At 66.4% G+C, this 7,323-nt stretch carries 4 protein-coding genes; 1 reads left to right on the top strand and 3 read right to left on the bottom strand.

Going from position 1 to position 7,323, the window contains the following annotated elements; all coding sequences use genetic code 11:
* Positions 1–117 precede the first annotated feature (117 nt).
* A complete protein-coding gene (locus ACFU5M_RS27220; protein WP_379053721.1) occupies positions 118–1,860 on the top strand; it encodes a beta strand repeat-containing protein in 1,743 nt (580 codons plus the stop codon).
* A gap of 932 nt (positions 1,861–2,792) precedes the next feature.
* Here ACFU5M_RS27220 and ACFU5M_RS27215 read toward each other — a convergent pair.
* The 3 genes from ACFU5M_RS27215 to hydA form a co-directional block, all read right to left on the bottom strand.
* Positions 2,793–3,773 (bottom strand): trypsin-like serine peptidase, encoded by a 981-nt coding sequence (locus tag ACFU5M_RS27215; protein WP_379053719.1) that lies wholly within the window; start codon positions 3,771–3,773, stop codon positions 2,793–2,795.
* 1,042 nt (positions 3,774–4,815) lie between these two features.
* Positions 4,816–5,862, bottom strand: a complete 1,047-nt coding sequence (locus ACFU5M_RS27210; RefSeq protein ID WP_379053718.1) for a TIGR03842 family LLM class F420-dependent oxidoreductase — start codon at positions 5,860–5,862, stop codon at positions 4,816–4,818.
* A 33-nt stretch (positions 5,863–5,895) separates the two neighbouring features.
* Positions 5,896–7,314 (bottom strand): dihydropyrimidinase, encoded by a 1,419-nt coding sequence (hydA, locus tag ACFU5M_RS27205; protein ID WP_379053716.1) that lies wholly within the window; start codon positions 7,312–7,314, stop codon positions 5,896–5,898.
* Positions 7,315–7,323: the final 9 nt, after the last annotated feature.

Genomic DNA, 7,323 nt, shown 5'->3' with positions numbered 1-7,323 from the left:
GGCAACATGCCCTGCCTCGGGGCCGGATACCCGTTAGTTCCGCGGGCTGCCTTCCCCGAACACCCTTGCTCCACGGTCGGACCGGGGCCGTGGCCCGCTCTGGAAGGAGCATCTTTCATGGCCCCCACCATCACGTCCCTGTCCCCGACCGCGGGCCCCACCACGGGGAACAACAACGTCACCATCACCGGCACCGGGTTCACCTTCGTGACCACCGTCCGGTTCGGCACGGTCGCAACCACTTTCACCGTCGACTCCACCACCCAGATCACCGCCATCGCCCCACCGGGAGCAGGTACGGTGCCGGTCACGGTCATCACCAGCCCGGGCGGCACCAGCAACGGTGTCCCCTACACCTACGCCGGAGTGCCATCGCTCGCCGGCGTGAGTCCCAGCCAAGGACCCACCTCCGGCGGCAACACCGTCACCCTTACCGGCACCAACCTCACCGCCACCACCGCGGTCACCTTCGGCGCCACGCCCGCGTCCTCGTTCACGGTCAACTCGGCCACGCAGATCACCGCCGTCGCTCCCCCGGGGACCGGGACAGTGCAGATCACCGCCACCACCCCGGGCGGCACCAGCAACGGCGTGTCCTACAGCTACGTTCCCGTGCCCGCCCTCACCTCCGCCGTCCCCAGTTCGGGTCCAGCGGCCGGAGGGACCACGGTCACGCTCACCGGCACCAACCTCACCGGGGCCACCGCGGTCACCTTCGGCGCCACGCCCGCGTCCTCGTTCACGGTCAACTCGGCCACCCAGATCACCGCCGTCGCCCCACCAGGAGCCGGGACGGTGCAAGTCACCGCCACTACCCCCGGCGGCACCAGCAACGGCGTCTCCTACACCTACACTCCCGTCCCCGCCCTCACCTCCGCCGTCCCCGGTTCGGGTCCGGCGGCCGGAGGGACCACGGTCACCCTGACCGGCACGGGCCTGTCCACCGCCACCGCCGTCCGGTTCGGGACGACCGCGGCCGCGTTCACGGTCAACTCGAGCACACAGATCACGGCCATCGCCCCACCAGGAACGGGGACGGTCGCCGTCACCGTCATCACCCCCGGAGGCACCAGCAACGGCGTCCCCTACACCTACGCCGCAGTGCCCACCCTCACTGGCGTCAGCCCCAACCAAGGACCCACCTCCGGCGGGAACACCGTCACCCTCACCGGCACGGGCCTCACCGGCGCCACCACGGTCACCTTCGGCGCCACGCCTGCGACCTCGTTCGCCGTCGTCTCCGCCACGCAGATCACCGCGGTCGTTCCCCCGGGCTTCGCCGGGGCGGTGAACATCACCGTCACCACCCCCGGTGGCGCCACCACTCTTCCCAGCTCCTACTTCTACCTCACCATTCCCACCCTCACCGGTGTCTCTCCCAGCTCGGGTCCGCTCGCCGGCGGCAACACCGTCACCCTCACCGGCGCCCACTTCCTCGGTGCCACCACGGTCCGGTTCGGCGCCACCGCTGCCAGCGCATTCACGGTGGTCTCCGACACCCAGATCACCGCCACCGCCCCACCAGGGACCGGGACACTCGCCGTCACCGTCATCACCCCGGCTGGGACCAGCAACGGCGTCTCCTACACCTACCTGCCCACACCCACCATCACCAGCCTGAACCCCAACCAAGGACCGACCACCGGCGGCAACAGCGTCACCATCACCGGCACCAACCTCGCCCAAACCACTACCGTGCTGTTCGGCGCCACACCCGCGGCGTTCACCGTCATCTCCAACACCCAAATCGTCACCGACCCACCTCCCGGACCCGCCGGACCCACCAACCTCACCCTCACCACACCCGGCGGCACCAGCACAGCAGCGACCTACACCCGGATCCCACCACCCGCCATCTGATCCGGCTGGAAGTCATCGCGGTGGCCGAAGCCGTGTCCGGCCGGTACCCATCCGTTGGAGCGGGACGGACACCCGCTACGCCTCGAGACACGCGTGAACTGCGGTTTCAGACAACCCCGGCGGGTGGGGGTCGACGATCTGCGCCGTCACGGGTTCTGTTCTGCGCCAGAGCTGGTGACGAACGCAAGGGACAGCTACGCCCGATGCGAACTCCCGTGATCCACAATCACCTGGTGATGGGGACGACCCGCCCAACTTCGCGATCGGAACTCATCGGGGGCGGGTCTTCACGCCATGCAACCCACGCCACCGCCGGGCCCGGCCCTGGCGTCACGACCGAGCCCGCGGCGTTTCGACCAATGTCCGAGCGGCAGCGCTCAGGCCCCGTCCTCACCCAGCACACTGCCACCACACACCGGGATGTCAAGAACCCTCCACGGTGCACTCCCGCCGCTCACGACCACTACCCAGCCGAACGCGGCGGCGGTCGCCGGGACTGTCAAGGGGCAACCGCGAAAACTTCGGTCCACCCGGCGCCGCGATGAGTCCCCCGAGCCTTGGCCTGCATCCTCACCTCGATCACCGCCCCGTCCTCGACGTCGCCCGATAACACGAAATCGAACCGGTTGCGCCGGAGCGCCCTTCGGCAGATCGGGACCCTCGACCACCGGCAGGATCGTCCGACAACTGTAGTTATCAGGCAAGTACTCGTCAGTTGATCCAGGAGACTTTCCGGGGAAATCTGCGCATTGCGGTGGTTGCGAAGGTTTGCGGTGACCTATCAGCCCGGTCTGTCTGTCAATTTTTTGACATCTGAAGTTCTGTGTGATCTGTGACGAATGGTGTTCGGCGCACGCCCGGCGGCGAGAGGGTCGTGCACGTCTGCCGCTGCGACCGCTGATCCGTTCGACGACGGCCACATCTCTGCCGAGCTAGGGGTAGTTCCGCTTTGCGTACCTGACGAGGCGGACGATATCGGCCCCGCCGGAGCACCAATTGATCCTGAAGGTCGGCGGGTAGAAGCCAAAGCTTTCCGAAGATATGACTGCCGTGACAAAGGGCCAGGGTCGAGTGCCGGTGCCGTCGTCGTAATTCCACCAGCCGAACATCGGGGATCCTGACTGACCTCTCATCATGTCGACGTTGCTATTCATGGCGCGGCCGGAGCCGAAGTCCCACTCGTCCTCGTCCATACTTTTGTTCCCGATGAAGATGGGCTGGACTCCGCTGGCGACGTCCCCTGGGTACCCGATCGAGGACCAAACGTCGTCGTCATCCCAGTCGCTGTCGTACTCCCGGACGCCGAGCCAACCGAAGGCCTCGCCGAGCGGTTTTTCGAGCACGAGACAGGCGTAGTCCTCATCGACTGTGGTGGACGTAACCGTTGTGATGTCGGTATACGCGATCGCTCGCGTGGCGTAGGACCAGTCACGAGCCGTCGCGCCGAACAGGTGAACTTCGACCTTCATCCACCCGCCCGACCAGTCGACGCAATGACTCGCGGTGAGCACGTGACGCGGGCCGATCAACACACCCGAGCAGGCCCCGAGGGCACTGGTGATCCTGCAGACGGATCCCCATGGGTAGTTGTGGTCGTGGTAGACCACGCGTTCGTCGGGCGGATACACGACGGCAGGATCGAGCTCCTCGCCGTTATGGAATACCTTCAGCGGCCGCGGCAAGCGTGCCCTCGCAGGGCGGTAGGAAGTCGCGATCCATGGCGGACAGTAGCCTCCGAGGACCGGTTCATCATCGTCCTGACACTGCAAATCCGCGGGGTCGAGGAAGTGCGGCTCGCACCGGGACGGCCCTTCTCGATGGAACAGTCGCCGCAGCTCGGCCGGAGCCTGCGCCGTGGCCGGTTCGCCCTCCCGTTTCCTGAGTTCCTCCCAACTCATCGCGCGTTCGCTCATCTCGCCCTCCCTGAGGTGCGGTCGAATCATCGAGTCTTCTGTCCAGCAGGATTTCTTCGATACTTGCCCTTGGGCTGTTGGAGCGCGTGGGTATCCGACTACTCGGATCTCGCGCGGAGCCCGATCCCGACGTGGGTGTCGCCCCAGCGCGGCGCAGGTCCCAACCGGTATCGGTGAGGTCGAGCTCGAGCCATTCAGCCGCCCTCAGCCGTAAGGGCGGCACGCGAGCCCACCAGTCCGGAACCCACCTGTGCGGATGGCACGCCTAGCGGTTTTTCGCCATCCTGACCGACCTGTCGGGGGTTGGACTACAGATTCGGTGGTCGGTCGGCCGATCGGGTTACCTCCGCATCCCAGCCGTACACCCCCACCGGTGCAACCTGGTTCCAGGCGACAAAGCACTGGTTGTAGCCGACGTCCATTGCGAAGACCTCATCTTCCCAATTCCGATCATCGCCGCAGCGTTGCGGGCCTATCTTCCTGACCTCTGGCCGGATGCATCATGAACGACGATCTCGACCTCGAAAACGCGCTCCAGTTGATCGCCACTCAGCTCGGCTAGGCCGTTGTACGCCCTGCCACCACTCCGATACCAACCTTCAGCGAATACATCGCGGAGCTCAGGACCGCCCTGCCGAACACTACCGTCAAAAGCTACGAATCATACTGGCGGAGAGTTGAAGTCGCGTGGGGAGACCGATGCCTCGATGCACCCACGACTACCGAATCAACCGATTCGTCGAGGACCACCGCCGCCACGCGATCATCCGCTCCAACTCCCGCCAAGGCCGTGGAGCAGCCGCGAATATGGTCTCCGCAATCCGGTGCATCTACCGACACGCCGAACACGATGGCCTCATCAGCCCGATCCACAACCCAGCCAGAAACACCCGCAAACCACCACAACTGCCCAGTCCGCCCGCACTGTGCTCCACCCCCTCGCGCCCCGATACCCCAACAGATGACGTACCCCCGACCCCCTGAACACGCACCCGAGGCGAGTTCACCCCGATCAGCGACTCAGAAGACGTGATCGACCACGCTAGTCGCTCCCTTCGGTCGACTGGGTCGCGGTCACGAGGGGAGCGAGACGAGGCAGCACCGATTCACCGTACGCCTCCAAGGTCGCGGTTTTCGCGTCGTGCTGCAGATAGACGGCGAATTGATCCACGCCCAGCTTCGCCAGCTCGCGCAACCGGGACAGCTGGTCGTCGGGCGTGCCAAGCAGGCAGAAGCGGTCCACGATGGCGTCGGGCACGAACTCGGCGTGTACGTTGCCCGCGCGGCCGTGCTGGTTGTAGTCGTAACCTCGCCTGCCTTCGACGTAGTCGGTGAGGGCGGCCGGAATGTCGCCTGCCGTCCCGTATCTTTCGACGATCTCCGCCACATGGTTGCCGACCATCCCGCCGAACCATCGGCACTGTCGGCGCGCGTGCGCCAGCGCCGCGTCCGTCCCGTCGGTGACGTAAGCGGGCGCGGCGACGCAGATCCGGATCGCTGCCGGGTCCCGGCCCGCGCGTTCGGCCGCCGCGCGCACCCGCGCGATGGTCCAAGCGGTGATGTCCGGGTCGGCCAGTTGCAGGATGAAGCCGTCCGCCACCGCGCCGGTCAAGTCGAGAGCACGTGGGCCGTAGCCCGCTACCCATACCTCCAGCCGCGAGTCGGCCGCCCACGGCAGCCGGACCACGGTGTCGTCTATTCGCGCGCTACGCCCGTTGCCCAGTTCCCGGATCACCTCCACCGCTTGCCGCAACGTAGCCAGGGTGGCGGGTTTCCCGCCCTGCGTGCGCACGGCCGAATCACCGCGGCCGATTCCGCATACCGTGCGATTGCCGAACATCTCGTTGAGCGTGGCGAAGATCGACGCGGTCACCGTCCAGTCCCGGGTGGCCGGGTTGGTCACCATCGGACCGACCATGACCTTGCGCGTAGCGGCCAGGATCTGGCTGTAGATGACATACGGCTCCTGCCAGAGCAGATGCGAGTCGAAGGTCCAGACGTGGGAGAACCCGTACGTCTCCGCGAGCCTGGCCAATTCGATCACCCGCGAGGCCGGGGGCGTGCATTGCAGCACCAGACCGATGTCCATGCGGCACTCTCCGTTCGAGGATCGAAAGAGGCGTCAGATCAGGTTCTGCGCGAGGTCACGCTTGACGAACCGGCCGTGCCCCGGATGACCGTGGTAGCCGCCGTCCACCACCACCCGCCCCCGGGACAGCACCGTGTCGACGTGACCGTCGATCTCGAATCCCTCGTAGGCCGAGTAGTCCATGTTCATGTGGTGGGTCTTGCCGAGACCGATGCTGGTGTGGCCGTTGGGGTCGTAGATGACGATGTCGGCGTCCGCGCCCGGGCTGATCACCCCTTTGCGCGGGTACATGCCGAACATCCGGGCCGGCGTGGTGCAGCAGACCTCGACCCAGCGTTCCGGCGAGATCCGCCCGGACCGGACGCCCTGGAACATCAGGTCCATCCGATGCTCGACGCCGCCGATGCCGTTGGGGATCTTACTGAAATCGCCGAGACCCAGCTCCTTCTGGTCCTTCATGCAGAACGGGCAGTGGTCGGTGCCCACGGTCGTGACGTCACCGGTCCGCAGATAGCGCCACAGTTCGTCCTGATGCCCTTCTGCCTTCGATCGCAGCGGCGTCGAGCACACCCATTTCGCGCCCTCGAAACCCGCTGCGCCCAGCTGGTCTTCGAGCGAGAGGTACAGGTACTGCGGGCAGGTCTCGCCGAAGACGTTGCGGCCGGCGTCACGGGCGGCGGCGATCTGGGCCAGCGCCTGCTTGGCCGACACATGCACGACATACAGCGGAACGCCCGTCAGCTCGGCCAGCATGATCGCGCGGTGGGTGGCCTCCTCCTCGAGCTGCCACGGTCTGGTCGTGCCGTGGAAGTACGGCGCCGTCTGCCCGCGCGCGAGCGCCTGCTCGACCAGCACATCGATGGCGATCCCGTTCTCGGCGTGCATCATCATCAGCGCACCCAGCTCGGCCGCGGACTGCATGGCGCGCAGTATCTGGCCGTCGGTGGAGTAGAAGACACCCGGGTAGGCCATGAAGAGTTTGAAGCTGGTGACCCCTTCGGCCACCAATTCGCCCATCCCCTTCAAGGATTCGTCGTCGACCTGACCGATGATCTGATGGAAGCCGTAGTCGATCGCGCACTGCCCGGCCGCCTTCGCGTGCCAGGCGGCCAGGGTGTCCTGCACCCGCTCCCCCGGTTTTTGGACGACGAAGTCGATGATGGTGGTGGTACCGCCCCACGCGGCCGCGCGGGTGCCGGTCTCGAAGGTGTCGGAGGCTTCGGTCCCGCCGAAGGGCATCTGCATGTGGGTATGGCCGTCCACCCCGCCGGGGATCACGTATCTGCCGGTCGCGTCGAGCACCCGATCGGCGGAGGCGGTGAGATCCGCGCCCAGCGCGGTGGAACCCGGCTGGAGGACGGCGACGATGGTCTCGTCCTCGACGAGCACGTCGAGCGGCTGGGATCCGGTGGCGGAGACGACTGTGCCGCCGTGGATGAAAGTGCGCGCCATGTCGTTCCC

This window comes from Nocardia sp. NPDC057455, assembly GCF_042802775.1.
In the GTDB taxonomy this organism is placed as follows: Bacteria; Actinomycetota; Actinomycetes; order Mycobacteriales; family Mycobacteriaceae; genus Nocardia.
This window is presented reverse-complemented; position numbering and strand designations above follow the sequence as displayed.